Origin of the sequence: Actinomadura sp. NPDC048032, assembly GCF_040653175.1 — a bacterium.
Lineage (GTDB): Bacteria > Actinomycetota > Actinomycetes > Streptosporangiales > Streptosporangiaceae > Spirillospora > Spirillospora verrucosospora.
Window position 1 is genome coordinate 1 of sequence record NZ_JBEZJP010000024.1, and the last position, 15,186, is coordinate 15,186.

Consider the following 15,186-nt stretch of genomic DNA (forward strand, 5'->3'; position numbering starts at 1 on the left):
GGGCCTCACCGGAGTCGCGCCGCGCGGGAGCGCCTCGGCGACGGCCGCGAGAAGCCGCAGGAAATGCGACTTCCCGGAGCCGTTCGAGCCCAGCACGGCGACGCGCTCGCCGTACCAGACCTCGGTGTCGAACGGCTTCATCAGGCCCGTCAGTTCGAGGTTCTCGCAGACCACCGCGCGCTTGCCCGTCCTGCCGCCGCGCAGGCGCATCTTCAGGTTCTGGTCGCGGGGCGGGACCTCCGGCGGCCCGGCCTCCTCGAACTTGCGCAGCCGGGTCTGCGCCGCCCGGTAGCGGGACGCGAAACCGTCGTTCACCGTGGCCTTGGTCCGCAGGGTGTTGACCAGCTCCTTCAGCTTGGCGTGCTCCTCGTCCCAGCGGCGTCGCAGCTCCTCCAGGCGCTCGTTGCGGTCGCGGCGCGCGGCGGCGTAGGTGGAGAACCCGCCGCCGTGGATCCACACCCGGGACGCCTCGACGGTGACGATCCGGTCGGCGGAGCGGTCGAGCAGCTCCCGGTCGTGCGACACCAGCAGGACGGTCTTCGGCGTCTCCCGTAGCCGCTCCTCCAGCCACCGCTTGCCCGGGACGTCAAGGTAGTTGTCGGGCTCGTCCAGGAGAAGGACCTCGTCGGGGCCGCGGAGCAGGGCTTCGAGCGCGAGCCGCTTCTGCTCGCCGCCCGACAGCGTGCGGACCTCGCGCCACCGGCACGAGTCGTAGGAGACGCCGAGGGCCGCGACGCAGCACGCGTCCCAGAGCACCTCGGCCTCGTAGCCCCCCGCGTCGCCCCAGCCCGCGAGGGCCGTGGCGTAGCGGAGCTGGGCGGGCTCGTCGTCGCGCTCCATCATCACCAGCTCGGCCGCCTCCACCGCGGCCGCCGCCTCCCGCACCCGGGGCGGCGCCAGCGACAGCAGGAGGTCGTGCACGTTCGACCCGTCCCGCACGCTGCCGATGAACTGGCGCATGACGCCGACCCCGCCGCTGTGCGCGACGGTCCCGGACTGCGGCGCCAGGTCGCCCGCGATCAGGCGCAGGAGCGTCGTCTTGCCCGCGCCGTTCGGGCCCACCAGGGCGGCCGTGACACCGTCGCCGACGCGGAAGGAGACGTCGTCGAGCAGCATCCGGCCGTCCGGCAGCACATGGCCGACGTGGCCCACTTCGACGTGTCCCATGAGGCCGAGTGTCGAGAAGCCCGCCCCGGACCGTCAATCCATTTAACCGTCCCGTGCGCTGACCAAGGCGTGGCCGGCCGGCTTCGCCATGCGAAGTCGGCCCTACCGTTCTGGGCGACTCACGGCACGAGCAGCGACCGGACGTGGTCGACCACGGAGTCGAAAGGGATCTTGGACGTGTCGCCGGTGGCGCGCTCGGTGACCTCGGCGGCGCCCTCGGCCAGGCCGCGCCGCCCCACGGTCACGCGGAAGGGGATGCCGGTCAGCTCCACGTCCCGGAACTTCACTCCGACGCGCTCGGCGCGGTCGTCGATCACCACCTCGACGCCCGCGGCCGCCAGGCCCGCGTAGACCTCCTCCGCCGCCGCGGCCACGTCGGCGTCGTCGGACTGGGCGGTCACGACGGCGACCTGGAAGGGCGCGACCGCCACCGGCCACACGATCCCGCGCTCGTCGTGGTGGGTCTCGACGATCACGGCCATCGCCCGCTCGATCCCGATCCCGTAGCTCCCCATGACCACCGGGACGGAGCGGCCGCCGGCGTCCAGCACCTCGACGCCCAGCGCGCGGGAGTAGCGGTCGCCCAGCTTGAAGACGTGCCCGACCTCGATCGCCCGCAGGGCCTCCAGCGGTCCGCCGCACCGCGCGCAGGGCTCTCCCTCCGCGACCTCGCGCAGGTCCGCCCAGGCGCCGACCTCGATGTCGCGGCCGACGTCGACGCCGCGCAGGTGGACGTCGTCGGCGTTGGCGCCGGTGAACATGTCGCGGCGGCCGCGCAGCGCCTCGTCCGCGATCACCGGGAGCGGCGCGCCGACCGCGCCGAGGCTGCCGGGCAGCGCGCCGAGGGCCTCCCGGATCTCGGCGGGCTCGGCCGCCCGGAGGTCGGCGGCGCCCGTCGCGTCCACGAGCTTCTGCTCGTTGAGCGGGTGGTCGCCGCGCAGCAGGACGAGGGTCGGCGCGCCGTCCAGGACGTACACGAGCGTCTTGATCTGCCGGTCGGCGGGCGCGCCGTACTCCAGCAGGTCGTCGATCGTGCGGACGCCCGGCGTGTCGAAGCGCTCCGGCGCGTCCGGCCCCGGGCCGTCCTGCGCGGCGGGCAGCGCCGACGTCGCGCGCTCGACGTTCGCCGCGTACCCGCAGGCCGGGCAGCGGACGACGACGTCCTCGCCCACCGGCGCCGGGCACATGAACTCGGTGGAGTCCGAGCCGCCCATGGCGCCGTTGGACGCCTCGCACGCCAGCGCCCGCAGGCCGAGCCGCTCGAAGATCCGCGCGTAGGCGCCGAGGTAGGCCTCGAACGAGGCGTCCAGCCCGGCGCGGTCGACGTCGAAGCTGTAGGCGTCCTTCATCGTGAACTCGCGGGTCCGCAGCAGCCCGCCCTTGGGGCGCGGCTCGTCCCGGAACTTCGTCTGGAACTGGTACCACTGCTGCGGCAGCCGCCGGTAGGAGTCCAGCTCGCGGGCGACCGTCGCGAAGATCTCCTCGTGCGTCAGGCCGAGGGCGTGCTCGGCGCCGCGCCGGTCGCGCAGCCGGAACAGCTCCGCGCCGATCAGGTCCCAGCGGCCGGACCGCCGCCACGGCTCGGCCGGGTGCATCGCCGGCAGCAGCATCTCCTGCGCGCCGATCGCGTCCATCTCCGCGCGGACGATCTGAATGATCTTCGTTCGGACGCGGACGGCCAGCGGCAGCAGCGAGTAGTGGCCCGCCGTGAGCTGCCGGACGTACCCCGCCCGCAGCAGCAGCCGGTGGCTCGGCGCGTCGGCCTCGGCGGGGTCCTCTCGCAGCGTGGGCACGAACATCTGGGACCAGCGCATCGTGCGAGGGTAGCGAAGGTGACCTGACTAATGGCCTGTGGTCAGTACCCTTGTGGCCGTGAGTCGAGAAGGTGTGACGCCGCAGAGCGAGGATTTCTCCGCCTGGTACAACGAGCTGGTGGTGCAGGCCCAGCTCGTCGACCGCGGACCGGTTCGCGGCACGATGGTCATCCGCCCGTACGGTTACCGGGTGTGGGAGCTGCTCCAGGCCGACCTGGACCGGCGCATCAAGGAGGCCGGGCACGACAACGCCTGCTTCCCGATGTTCATCCCGGAGTCCTACCTCAAGCGCGAGGCCGAGCACGTCGAGGGCTTCTCCCCGGAGCTGGCGGTCGTCACGCACGCCGGCGGCAAGGACCTGGAGGAGCCGCTGATCGTGCGGCCGACCTCCGAGACGGTCATCGGCGAGTACATGGCCAAGTGGATCGACTCGCACCGCGACCTGCCGCTGCTGCTGAACCAGTGGGCGAACGTCGTCCGCTGGGAGATGCGTCCCCGGATGTTCCTGCGCACCACCGAGTTCCTCTGGCAGGAGGGCCACACCGCGCACGCCGACGAGGGCGACGCCATGCGCGAGACGATGTGGGCGCTCGACGCCTACGCGAGCGTCGCGCGGGACCTGGCGGCGATCCCTGTCGTGGCGGGGGAGAAGACGCCCGGCGAGCGGTTCGCCGGAGCCGTCCGCACCTACACGATCGAGGCGATGATGCGCGACGGCCGGGCCCTGCAGGCCGGCACGTCCCACTACCTCGGCACGAACTTCGCCAAGGCCTTCGAGATCCAGTACCAGGACGAGGAGGGCAGGCTCACCCTCGCCCACACGACGTCCTGGGGCATGAGCACCCGCATGATCGGCGGCGTGATCATGACGCACGGGGACGACAAGGGCCTCGTGATGCCGCCCCGGCTCGCGCCCTACCAGGTCGTGATCGTCCCGATCGGCCGCAAGGAGCAGGGCGAGCAGGCCGCCGCCGAGGCCCGCCGGCTCGGCGCGGCGATCAAGTCGATGGGCATCCGGGTGCACGTCGACGACAACCGCCCGCAGCTGTCGCCCGGCTTCAAGTTCAACGAGTGGGAGATGCGCGGCGTCCCGATCCGCATCGAGCTGGGCAAGCGCGACATCGAGAACGGCGTCGCCACCGTCGTCCGGCGGCTCCCGACCGTCGAGGGGCAGGGCAAGGAGCCCATCCCGCTCGACAAGGTGCCCGAGGTGCTGCCCGGGATGCTCGCCGACTTCCAGTCGTTCCTGCTGGCCAGGGCCGAGAAGTTCCGCGACGACAACACCGCCGTCGTGGACGGCTGGGACGCGTTCGCCGCGCAGGTCGCCACCGGCTGGGCCCGCGCGTTCCACTGCGGCGACACCGCCTGCGAGGACGACATCAAGGCCGAGACCGCCGCGACCCCGCGCGTCATCCCCACCGACGCGCCCGAGGAGACCGGCGTCTGCGTGAAGTGCGGCCGCCCGTCCGCCTACGGCAAGCGCGTCATCTTCGGCCGCGCCTACTGAGCACGCATCCGGCCGCCTTCCGCGGCCCCATCAGGGCGGGCCCGTCGTGGACGGGCCCGCCCTGCGGCGTTGTGGGGCTTCCGCCCAGCCTGTGGCAATTCGAAATGCTTTCGGTCTTGCTACGCGGAGAGATGCCATGACGGTCAGTACTGCTGCGGCCGACTGACCGCAGAGCAGACCTCAACCAATCCGAGGAGCTTGTCATGCACCTCTCCATTCGCCATCGCCTGGAGGCCGTACTCATCGGCCTGCTCGCGCTCGTGTGCGCCGTCGCGCTGGCCGCCGGCAGCCTGGCCCTGGCCCTCAAGGTGAGCAATGCCGCACTCCCGGTCATGGTGAAGGACTGGGGAATCTGCCAGAACGGGGCAGAGGTGCGGAGTTGGAGCACCCCTGGGACCGGGACCCCGAACGACGGTGTCATCATCGAGCACCGTGTACAGCCGGGTTGCTCGTTCGTCGTCAAGGACGAGAACGGGCGGTCCTACCGGCAGGTGATCCGCTCGCATCGCTACGTGGTCGTGAAGAGCCGCGAGCGCACCTTCACAAGGCTGGTCGACGGGCGGAACCCCGCCGACTGCAGGGTCGGGAAGCTCTACTCCATCGACTGCCTGCACTTGGAACTGCCGTCGACCGGGGCGTCATCCGGCTGACGGCCGGAACCCGGGGTCCTCGGAGCGTGCGCCGCACGCTCCGGGGGCTCCTGATCGGGCTCGCCCGCCCGGCGGCGGGTCAGGCGTCCTTCGGCGCGCGGGCTTCCGCGCGCCGCCGCGTCAGGTACGGCTGGACGAACCACGCCCACCCGCACAGGAGCACCGCGACCACGACCGTGGCGACGGTTGCGGCGGCCTTCTCCGACAGTGCCTGGACGACCAGCGTGGTCGCGGCGGTCATCGAGACGCCCAGCGCGAAGGCCCCGGCGATCCCGAACCGGTTCGCGCGCCGGATCAGCAGCGCCTTCTGCCCGAGCCGGAAAAGGATCCGGTGCTGGATGACCGGGGCGATGAAGCAGACCGACGCGAGCCCCGCCCCGAACAGCGAGACGTAGAAGAGCGCCCTGCCCGTCTCGCCGACCTTCGCGTCGAAGCCCGCCGAGAACGGGACGGTCAGCAGGAACGCGAACAGCACCTGCACGCCCGTGGTCGCCACCCGGAACCCCTGGAGGAGTTCCATCAGCTGCCGGTCCAGCCGTTCGTGCTCGGTCTCGTTGCGGGGCTTGCGCGAGGGGTCGACGCTCATGGATGCCGTTTACCCCGGCAAAACGCCCGTCAGTCGCGCCGCTGAAACGTTCTAGCCGAGCGTCGGCGGCTCCACCCGCAGAGCGAGCATGGACACGTCGTCGCGCAGGTCGCCGTCGCAGTAGTCGAGCAGCGCCCGCTCCACTCCGGCGAGCATCTCCTCCGGCGGCTTCCCGGCGTGCCCGGCGAGCGCCTCCAGCAGCCGCTCCTGGCCGAACTCCTGCCGCGCCATGTCGCACGCCTCCAGGACCCCGTCCGAATGCAGGATCAGCGTGTCGCCGACGGACAGGTCGATCGTGTCGAGCCCGGCCTCGAAGTCCTCGAACAGGCCGAGCGGGACGCCGCCGCGCGACGCCGACCTGATCACCCCGTCGGCGCGGACGACGATCGCCGGCGGGTGGCCCGCGGTGCCGAGCGACACGATGATCCGCTCGGTCTCCAGCGTCAGGCTCGCCATCACGGCGGTGACGAACCGGTCCTCGTCCATCAGGGCCTCGTTCACGGTCGCGAGCACGTCGCCGGGACGGGCCTTCCACCGCGACGCGAGCCGGACGCAGTGCCGCGCGGTCGACGTCACGGCCGCCGCGTCCTCGCCCTTGCCGCACACGTCGCCGAGGACGAGCCCCCACCCGTTCTCGGTGCGGAACACGTCGTAGAAGTCGCCGCCGACCTCCGAGCCGTGCGTGGACGTCAGGTACCGGGCGGCCACGCTCACGCCCGGGATGGACGGGAGCGTCTTCGGCAGCAGCCCGGCCTGCAGCGTGTCGGCCACCTCGGCGCGGCGCCGGTAGAGCCGCGCGGCCCGGATCACCAGGGCGAGGTAGCGGCCGAGCCGCTGCACGACCCCGAGGTCCATGAGGTCGAACGGGCCGTACTCGCCGCTGGCCGCCAGCGTGATCGTGCCGATGGCGCGCTCGCCGTCCTCGATGGGGACGCTGAGCACCGACGTCACGCCGATCTTGCCGCAGACCGGCAGCCCGTCCGGGCACATGCCGAGCACGTCGAGGTTCTCCACGTGGGGGCGCAGCGCGCTCTGCCGGGTGACGAACACGTCGTGGGGGAGCGTGTCCTCGGCGGGGTCCACCTCTTCGAGCATCCTCGCGGCCTCGACGGACCGCTCGTCCTCCGGGCCCATCACGACCTGGCGGCGCAGCACGGGCGCCGCGCCCGCCGGCGGGCCGCCGGTCCCGGGGCCGGTCAGGTCGATGAACGCCCAGTCGGCCAGCTCGGCGGCCAGCAGCCGGGCGCAGCGCCGGACGGCCACCGTCTCGTTGAAGACCGGCTCGTCCAGCAGCAGCTCGCTGGCGGTGGCGAGGACGTCCATCCGGTGCACGATCGTGGCCACGGCCTCGTCGTCGCCCTGCCCGCCGTCGGCGGCCCGCACCCGCGCGGTGCCCGCCGCCTGGACCTTGGACGCCGCGGGCCCGCCGTCGTCGGCGGGGGTGGTCGTCGGCCCGGCGGCCACCACGACCATCGGGTCGGGTTCGCCGCGGATCCACACCCGCGCCACCGTCAGCACGGCGTCGATCGGGTGGTCGCGGCCGAGGAACCGGACGCTGACGCGGCGCCGCTGCCCCGTCCGGATAGCCGCCGCGAGCTGCGACCGGACCGCCGCCCGGGTCGCCATGTCGCAGAAGGCCGTGAACTGCTTGCCCGACACGTATCCCGCCGACGTGCCGAGCAGCATGGCCGCCTGCCGGTTGACGCGGCGGACGTTCGTCGTCCGGTCGAGCAGGAACAGCGGAACGGGGGCGTCCTGGAAGACCGTGCGCAGCACGCGCCGCTCGTTCTCCGCGGCGGCCGACCCTCCCGGCTCGCCGGACTGCTCGCCGCCCATCGTCCGCAGCACGGTCAGCGCCAGCTCCAGCTCGACCAGCGCCGCGTCCAGCGTGGCGCGCAGGTCGGGCTCGGGCACGCCGGCGGCCTGGCGCAGCTCGCCGATGCGTCCTTCGAGATCCGAGATCTCCCGCAGGAGGGACTCGGGCTCGAGCTGGTCAGGCCGATCGTGCATCTGGTCTCCTTTCGTCCGCGTCACCACGGTGGACCAGGGCGGCTCCCGCCCGTACCGGGCCGGGCACCGTTCTACGGGGCCGCTTCCCGCAGCCTATGCTCCCCGCCCGCACCTAAGGCAGGCCCTGATGACCGACGATACGCTGGGCCAGCGCGGTGAGCTTCACGTGGCGCGTCTGTGAGATGCGACGCATCTCGGCGAATGCCTCGTCGGCATCGCAACCGAGCGCGTGCATGAGGATTCCCTTGGCCTGGTCGACCACCGCACGCGCCTCGACGGCCGCCTGGAGCTGGACGGCGGTGCGGTGCACGTCGTCGTACTGGCGGCTGTTCGAGAAGGCCGCGGTGCCCTGCGCCACCAGCAGGGACGCGATCGCGTGCCGCTCGGGCCCGAGCGCCTTCGGCGTCACCCCGTACAGGGTGAGCGTGACGAGGACCGGGGGGTTCAGGTGCGGGGACGTGGTGAAGCAGCGCACCCCGCGGCGCAGCATGTCCGACATGGCCTCGGGCCAGCGGGTCTCGGCGAGGATGTCGTCGGAGGTCAGCGCGCGGCGGTCGGCCACCACGTCGAACAGCGGCCCGTGCCCGCGGGAAAGCTGCCGGTCGGTGACCTCGGCGAGGTCGGGATGGCTGGCCGCGGCGGCCAGCGGTTCGGGCCGGTTCTCCTCCGCGGCGTCGCGCTCGTCCCGCAGCGGCATGTCCGGCATGCCGCTCGTGCGGTCGGGGATGACGACCGTGGAGCCGACGCCGCCGTACGCGCTCGGCAGCGACCAGCGCACGCTCGCGGCGCCGGCGCATCCGGGCACGGCGCGCGCCGCGAGCTCGGTCACGCGGTGCAGGGTGCCCACGTCGGACGACTCCCCGACCATGCCCAGCCGGGCGATCTCCAGCGCGAGCTGGTCCGTCAGGACCGTTTCGGTGGGCGTCACCTTCCCGAGAGTAGCCTGCCCCGGGGGATGCGCAGGCGGGCCCTGCTCGGCCGGGCGGCCCTGGTGCCTCATGGGGAGTCCTAGTTGTTCGGCGGCGCCTTGCTGATCTCGGGCAGCGGGCCGGAATCGCCGTTCGCCAGGGCCAGGTCGCCGATGCACACGATCCCGACGGGGTGGTGCTCGGCGTCGACGACCGGCAGGCGCCGGACGGCGTGCTCGCTCATGAGCCGCGCCACCGTGTCGGTGTCGTCCTCGGGGTGGACGGTGGTCAGCTCGGCCGTGCACACGTCGCCGAGCGGGGTGAGCGAGGTGTCGCGGCTCTCGGCCACCGCCCGGATCACGATGTCACGGTCGGTCACCAGGCCGCACAGGCGTCCCGCGTAGGTGACCAGCACGTCGCCGATGCCCTCGTCCCGCATGATGCGAGCCGCCTCGTAGAGCGTCGCGTCGAGCGGCAAAGACTGGGGCGCCGCCGTCATCACGTCGCTGACCCTTGATGACATAGAGCGCACATCCTCCCGAATAGCCGACGCCTCGCGCGGCCCGTGTGTGCGCGCCCTACCCACGGTCGGCGGCCCTATTCGGACGGTTTGCGAATCGGCCGCGGACCTGCACGGGGTCAGAAGGCGAACACCGTTCCGGTGCGCGACAGCATGGCGCAGTCGTTCCCGTATTCGGCCTGGAAACGGACGGCTCTGCCCTTCCACCGTCCTTCGGCGCGGGCGACCACGGGCGCGTGGACGGCGGTGCACATCCGCCCGTCCGGCCGGTGCTCGAACCGCCCGTCCGCCCCCTCCAGCTCCAGGCAGGCCCGTGCCGCCTCGGGGTGCTCGCCCCCCGGCGGACCGCAACGCAGCGTGACCGTCCTGCTCCCGGACGTACTGCCGCCCGGATGCGTGACGGACAGCCGCAACGACGTCTCCGCCCGGGAGGGCGCGACGGGCACGAGGGCGACCACCGCCCCCACGACGACCGCACTGAAAAGGTTCGGCATGAGCGACTCCCAACGCACCGAAGGGACATCGCACAAAGTAGCCGACCGATAACAGATCGTGCAGGAGAATGAACGACCCCGCCGCTGAAATGCAGCGACGGGGTCAACGTTTACTGACTAGGCGGCCAGCGTGTGGGCGGCACGGTGATCGGCGAGGGAGTCGCGGAGCTGCTTGCGTCCGCGGTGGAGGCGGGACATGACGGTGCCGATGGGGGTGCCCATCATGTCGGCGATCTCCTTGTAGGGGTAGCCCTCGACGTCGGCGAGGTAGACGGCGTCCCGGAAGTCCTTGGGGAGGGCGCGCAGGGCGGCGACCACCTGGGAGTCGGGGATGCGGTCGAGGGCTTCGGACTCGGCGGAGCGGAAGCCGGACGCGTGCGCCTCGGCCTGCGCGATCTGCCACTCCTCCAGCTCCTCGGAGCCGGCGCGCTGGGGCTCGCGCTGCTTCTTGCGGTAGGTGTTGATGAAGTTGTTGGTGAGGATGCGGTGCAGCCACGCCTTGAGGTTCGTGCCTTCCTGGAACTGGTGGAAGTTCACGTAGGCCTTGGCCAGCGTCTCCTGGACGAGGTCCTCGGCGTCGGCGCTGTTGCGGGTCATGCGCACGGCGCTGAGGTAGAGCGGGTCCGCGAGGGGCAGGACGTCGCGCTCGTAGCGGCGCGCGTCGTCGGACGTCGCGGTGCGGTCGGCGTTGCGGCCGTTGTCGCCCTTGGTGGTGCGATGGACGGGCGTGGTGACAGCGGTCATCGTCGCTCCCCGTGGTTGTGCCCCCCGTGAGAGGGGACGGTTGCCTGGCGCGTGGTCGGGGGCACGCGCGGGCCGGGCGGATTGATCGCCCCCCGTCAAGTGGTACGTGCCACCGTTCCCGGCGGGTTCGGTGTGGCCTCGGCCTCGCATGGAGGGTGGGCCGAGGGTTCGGCGCTTCGGCTGTGCCAGAGCGACCCCGTAGTCGGGACGTCGCGGGCCTTGCCCGATCGAGCGCTTCCATCCGCCGGTGGGTCTTCCTGCCATGTAAGACGCATGGAACGAGCCAAAAGGTTGCCAGGATCCGCGTGGCCTCCGTCACATCGAGTCGTTTCTTGGTCAAAGTGGTGCTGATCCGCCGGTATGGAGCCCGAACCTCGGCTGCCCACGCGGCGGCCTCGGAGGCGCTCGGTCGAGCGGGCGTGCCCTGGCGGCTTATGTCAGGTCAGGGCGCGGCGAGGTGGCCCGCCAGAACGGCCCGGACCAGCTGGGCCGCGAACTCCGCAGGCGCGGCCGGGAGCCCGGCGCCCGCCGCCACGCTTTCCGCGCCCGCGAGGCGGGTCAGGAAGGCGTGCTGCTGGCAGCCTCCCAGCAGGGCCGCGGCGATGAACGGCAGGGGCGCGCCGTCCGTCAGCCGTCCGGCCTTCCGTTCGGCCTCCAGGTAGCCGATGAGGGCCGCGTGGCCCATCACCGGGCCTGCCGCCGGACCGCCCGGCGGCCCTGCCGGGGGCCCGCCGGGCGCCCCGGGAGGCGGCGCCTCGCCGCTGCGGTCGCTCCTGGGCCGGGCGCGCGACCTGGCGGCGGCCTCCTGCTGCGCCTTTCCGGGGCCGTCGCTCCGCAGCCACGCGATCAGCTCCGGGTCGGCCAGGACGGGCCCGGTCATCGGCAGCAGCTCGCCGTAGAAGCGGACCATCTCCGCCGCCAGGCGGGTGAGGTTCTCCTCCACCGTGTTCTGCCCGACCGATCCGGCGAGCCCGGTCATCGCGGTGCGCGCGGTCCCGGTCACCTCGGCCAGGGCCGCCGCGAACAGCGCGGTCTTGTTCGCGAAGTGGTTGTAGAGACTGCCCTCGGACACGCCCGCGGTGCGCGCGATCTCCTTGGTCGTCGCGGCCACGATCCCGCGCGTCTGGATCACCGTGACCGCCGCGGCCAGGATCCGGTCCCGCATGGGCTCCGTCCGTGTAGCCAACCCGCCTGCACCTCGCTTCCCCGCTGGACGTTAGCACGGGCCGACGGTGATGAGTGAGTGCTCACCCGGGGGGATTCGGCGGATCCCGAGCGAACCGCCCTCACAGCATGTAGCTTCGCTTTCACCGTGAGTTGCCGCAACGGCTTTCGCGCGTCGTTCCACTCGGGGGAGGGGGACCGCTTGGTGATCGCGGATCTGCTGGGCGTCACGAGGATGACGGCCGTCACGGTGAACGACCGCGGCCGCATCAGCCACTGGGACGATACCGCCGCCGACCTGTTCGGCGCCGCGCGCGGCCAGGCCATGGGCCGCCCGCCCGGCGACCTCCTCCGGCTCCCGCGGGAGCACCGCGGCGCCTTCGAGCCGGAGGCCTTCGGGCACGTCTGGTGCGGCGCCTGCACCCTGCGGCGGGCCGACAACGGGGAGCCCGTCGAGATCGGCTGGTGGGTGTACCCCATCGACGGGGCCCCGGGCGACCACGGCGTCCGGGTCCTGGCGCTGGCCGCCGACCTGCGCAGGCTCCGCCGCGACGGGATCGGCATCACCGTCGGCGACCTCCTGCTCGCCCCGCCCGGCGCGCCCGGCCCCGCCGGCGGCGCCGCCCTCCGCCCGGCCGCCGTCCGGCTGCTGCGGGTCGAGCCCACGCTCGCCGGCCCCTCCCCGGACGGGCCCGACCCGTTCGCGGGCCCGTTCGCCGACCGCCTCGCCGAACTGCTGCCCGCGCTCGACCCCCCGGGCTTCGGAACGATCGCCTCGCAGGTCCTCGCCCTCGGCTGCCCGGCGGTGTCGCTGGGCCTGACCATCCGGCTGCCCATCGTCCCGCAGACCGACGCCGCCCCGCCCCCCGCGCCGACCGTCCCCCTGCCCCGGCCGGGGCCGCGCGTCCCGCCGCCCCGGCCGCCGCGCGCCCGCCGCGACCTCTCCCACGCGCTGGAGCCGCTCGCCTACCTCGGCGCGGCCGGCGAGCAGATCGGCAGCTCGCTCGACCACCTGCAGGCAGCCCGGACCCTCGCCGAGGTCCTCGTGCCGCGGCTCGCCGACCTCGCCGCCGTCGACCTGCTCGAAAGCGTCGTCGCCGACTCCGCGCCGCCCGCCGGCGAGGTCGACGAGACCACGCCGATGCGCCGGGTCGCCGTCGTCCACAACGACGAGCCCGGACGCTGGGACGAGGCCGTCCCCGAGGACGAGCCGCTGTCCGTGCCGTCCTGCACCCCGTTCGTCCAGGCCATGCGGACCGGGCGGCCCGTGCACATCGCCCGCGTCGACGACGGCAGGGCCGTCCGGCTCGCCGCCGCGTTCGGGGACCGCGACCTGCGCCCCCTGTTCACCGGCCGGGCGCTGCTGGTCGCCCCGCTGATCGCGCGGGGGCGGGTGCTCGGCACGTTCATGCTGCTGCGCAAGCCCGACCGGCACGGGTTCGACGAGCTCGACTTCGCCATGGTCGACGAGCTGGCCCGGCGCGCCGCGCTCTGCGTCGACAACGGGCGGCTGTACCGGCGCGAGGTCCAGGTCGCCGAGGAGCTGCAGCGCAGCATGCTCCCCGACGACCCGCCTGACGTCGCCGGGGCCCGCGTCCGCTACCGCTACCGGCCCGCCGAGCAGGCCGCCCAGGTCGGCGGCGACTGGTTCGACGCCATCCCGCTGCCCGGCTGCCGGCTCGGCATCGTCGTCGGCGACGTCATGGGGCACGGCCTCACCTCCGCCGCGATCATGGGCCAGCTGCGCACCGCCGTCCGCACCCTGGCCGCCGAGGACATGCGGCCCGACCGGCTGCTGCGCCAGCTCGACGGCCTCGCCCGCCGGCTCGGCGAGGACTACCTCGCCACCTGCCTGCTCGCCGTCTACGACCCCGTCGAGCGGCGCTGCACGGTCGCCAGCGCCGGGCACGTCCCACCGGTCCTCGTCACGCCGGACGGGGAGAGCCGCGTGCTGCCCGTCCCGCCGGGCGTGCCCATCGGGGTCGGCGGCGAGCCGTTCGAGACGGTGGAGTTCAAGGTCGAGGACGGGTCCCGGCTCGTGCTGTGCACCGACGGCCTCCTGGAGCGCCGCGACCGTGATTTCGACACCGGCCTGGAGGAGCTGCGCGCCCGCCTCGCCGAGGCGTCCGCCGACCTCGACGGCACCTGCGACGACCTGCTCGACCGGCTCGCCGGGCCCACCCCCGCCGACGACATCGCCATCGTCGCGGTCGGGTTCGACGGCATCCCCCTCGACGACGTCGTCACCTGGCAGCTCGAAGCCGTGCCCGGCAGCGTCCCGTGGATCCGCGCGCAGGTCGGCGCCAGGCTCGCCGGCTGGGGCCTGCACGAACTCGCCGAGACCGCGCGGCTGCTCGTCAGCGAGCTCGTCACCAACGCCCTCGTGCACGGCGCCGGATCCGTGGGGCTCCGCCTGATCAGGGGGCGCACGCTGCTCTGCGAGGTGCACGACGACGGCGCCGACATGCCGCACCTGCGGCACACCGACGCCACCGACGAGTCGGGCCGCGGCCTCCAGCTCGTCGGCCACCTGGCCGCCCGCTGGGGCACCCACCGCACCGAGGGAGGCAAGGTCGTCTGGTTCGAGCAGCGCGTCCCCCGGCGCTGACGGCGGGGTCGGGGGCGCGCCTCGCGGCCGTGTGAGGTAACTGTCCCGTTCGCGCCAGATACTTTCCCGCGCCCGCTTCGTTCTGATCGAAGTGTCGCCGTTCGCCGAGGCCGCCGGGAGATGAGTTGGGTGAGACGCTGACACTGCCCGTCCCCGAGACGCTCTACGGCACCTACGCCGTGGCGCTCACCGAGCCGATCCGCGACCCGGCGGCCCTGGCCCGCGCGCAGCTGCTGCGGCGCACCGAGCCGCCGCTGCGCGACCTCGTCCTCGGCATGCTCGGCAGCCCCATGCTCACCCTCGACCAGCGCCCCGCGGAGGGCTTCCCGCCGCTGCCCGCCGACCTGCTCGCCGCGTACGGCGGCTCCCCGTCCGACGTCGAGGCGGTCGCCGCCGCGCCGCACGTCCTCGCCGTCCGCGCCGCGTACCGGCCGGGGCGGCCGCCCGCCCACGAATGGGCGGCACGCGCCGTCGCGGGCGCCGTCGGCGCGGCCGCGTCCGCCCCGGTGATCGACGTGTTCACCCCGCAGGTCCTCGCGCACGACCGGCTCTTCCGCTCCCTCCCGGGGCCCGGCGGCGCCGTCCGGCTCACCGACTGGATGCTCCTCCCGCACACGCTCGGCCGTGACGGCTCCTACATCACCACCAGGGGACTCGCCAGGTTCGGCCTCCCCGAACTGCAGACCGAGCACGTCCCGCCGGGCCTCGTCGAGCCCTGGGGGCGCCTGCTGAACGGTCTCGCCCACCACGTCCTGGACCTCTGGCTCGACGAGCTGCCCGCCGGCGAGCAGCCCCTCGTCGTCGAGATCCCCGAGGTCGTCTCCGTCGGCCTCCAGGACATCGCCGCCGCTCAGGGCGCCGACGAGCCGATGCGGCGCGAGGTCTCCGTGCGGCTGCGCCACGACCCGTCCCCGGACCCCGTCCTCACCGTGCTGCCCGCCGAGGACGGCCCCGACCGCCTCCGGTCCCTGTGCGCCACGCTCTTCGGAGCCCGATGAGCTTGCCTACGGCCTT

13 protein-coding genes are annotated in these 15,186 nt (G+C 73.4%); 4 read left to right on the plus strand and 9 right to left on the minus strand.

Features of this window, described 5'->3' with window-relative positions:
- Both AB0C69_RS05730 and AB0C69_RS05735 read right to left on the minus strand, forming a co-directional pair.
- Nucleotides 1-1,167 (minus strand): ATP-binding cassette domain-containing protein (locus AB0C69_RS05730; RefSeq protein ID WP_360350227.1); only part of this gene is annotated, 1,167 nt, incomplete at its 3' end.
- Between the two features lie 119 nt (nt 1,168-1,286).
- Nucleotides 1,287-2,981, minus strand: coding sequence for a proline--tRNA ligase (locus AB0C69_RS05735; protein ID WP_360350230.1), 1,695 nt, complete (start codon nt 2,979-2,981; stop codon nt 1,287-1,289).
- A 58-nt stretch (nt 2,982-3,039) separates the two neighbouring features.
- Here AB0C69_RS05735 and proS point away from each other — a divergent pair, with 58 nt between their 5' ends.
- A complete protein-coding gene (proS, locus tag AB0C69_RS05740) occupies nt 3,040-4,488 on the plus strand; it encodes a proline--tRNA ligase (RefSeq protein WP_360350233.1) in 1,449 nt (482 codons plus the stop codon).
- 203 nt (nt 4,489-4,691) lie between these two features.
- Nucleotides 4,692-5,138: a hypothetical protein gene (locus AB0C69_RS05745; RefSeq protein WP_360350236.1), complete on the plus strand. Its 447-nt coding sequence runs from the start codon at nt 4,692-4,694 to the stop codon at nt 5,136-5,138.
- Nucleotides 5,139-5,217: 79 nt separating this feature from the next.
- Here AB0C69_RS05745 and AB0C69_RS05750 read toward each other — a convergent pair whose 3' ends face one another.
- From AB0C69_RS05750 to AB0C69_RS05780, 7 genes are all read right to left on the minus strand, one after another.
- A complete protein-coding gene (locus AB0C69_RS05750) occupies nt 5,218-5,724 on the minus strand; it encodes a DUF6328 family protein (RefSeq protein WP_360350239.1) in 507 nt (168 codons plus the stop codon).
- A 51-nt stretch (nt 5,725-5,775) separates the two neighbouring features.
- Nucleotides 5,776-7,734 (minus strand): SpoIIE family protein phosphatase, encoded by a 1,959-nt coding sequence (locus AB0C69_RS05755; protein ID WP_345173312.1) that lies wholly within the window; start codon nt 7,732-7,734, stop codon nt 5,776-5,778.
- 112 nt (nt 7,735-7,846) lie between these two features.
- On the minus strand, nt 7,847-8,662 hold the full coding sequence (locus AB0C69_RS05760) for an ANTAR domain-containing protein (protein WP_360350243.1): 816 nt from the start codon (nt 8,660-8,662) through the stop codon (nt 7,847-7,849).
- 80 nt (nt 8,663-8,742) lie between these two features.
- On the minus strand, nt 8,743-9,165 hold the full coding sequence (locus AB0C69_RS05765) for a CBS domain-containing protein (RefSeq protein ID WP_179844153.1): 423 nt from the start codon (nt 9,163-9,165) through the stop codon (nt 8,743-8,745).
- A gap of 116 nt (nt 9,166-9,281) precedes the next feature.
- Complete coding sequence (locus AB0C69_RS05770) at nt 9,282-9,656, minus strand: SSI family serine proteinase inhibitor (RefSeq protein ID WP_360350247.1); 375 nt, start codon at nt 9,654-9,656, stop codon at nt 9,282-9,284.
- A gap of 117 nt (nt 9,657-9,773) precedes the next feature.
- Nucleotides 9,774-10,400 (minus strand): sigma-70 family RNA polymerase sigma factor, encoded by a 627-nt coding sequence (locus tag AB0C69_RS05775; protein WP_345173316.1) that lies wholly within the window; start codon nt 10,398-10,400, stop codon nt 9,774-9,776.
- A gap of 442 nt (nt 10,401-10,842) precedes the next feature.
- Complete coding sequence (locus tag AB0C69_RS05780; protein ID WP_360350251.1) at nt 10,843-11,565, minus strand: helix-turn-helix domain-containing protein; 723 nt, start codon at nt 11,563-11,565, stop codon at nt 10,843-10,845.
- 204 nt (nt 11,566-11,769) lie between these two features.
- Here AB0C69_RS05780 and AB0C69_RS05785 point away from each other — a divergent pair, with 204 nt between their 5' ends.
- Together AB0C69_RS05785 and AB0C69_RS05790 are read left to right on the plus strand one after the other, a co-directional pair.
- On the plus strand, nt 11,770-14,172 hold the full coding sequence (locus tag AB0C69_RS05785; protein WP_360350296.1) for a SpoIIE family protein phosphatase: 2,403 nt from the start codon (nt 11,770-11,772) through the stop codon (nt 14,170-14,172).
- A gap of 125 nt (nt 14,173-14,297) precedes the next feature.
- Nucleotides 14,298-15,170, plus strand: a complete 873-nt coding sequence (locus AB0C69_RS05790) for a hypothetical protein (RefSeq protein WP_360350254.1) — start codon at nt 14,298-14,300, stop codon at nt 15,168-15,170.
- Nucleotides 15,171-15,186: the final 16 nt, after the last annotated feature.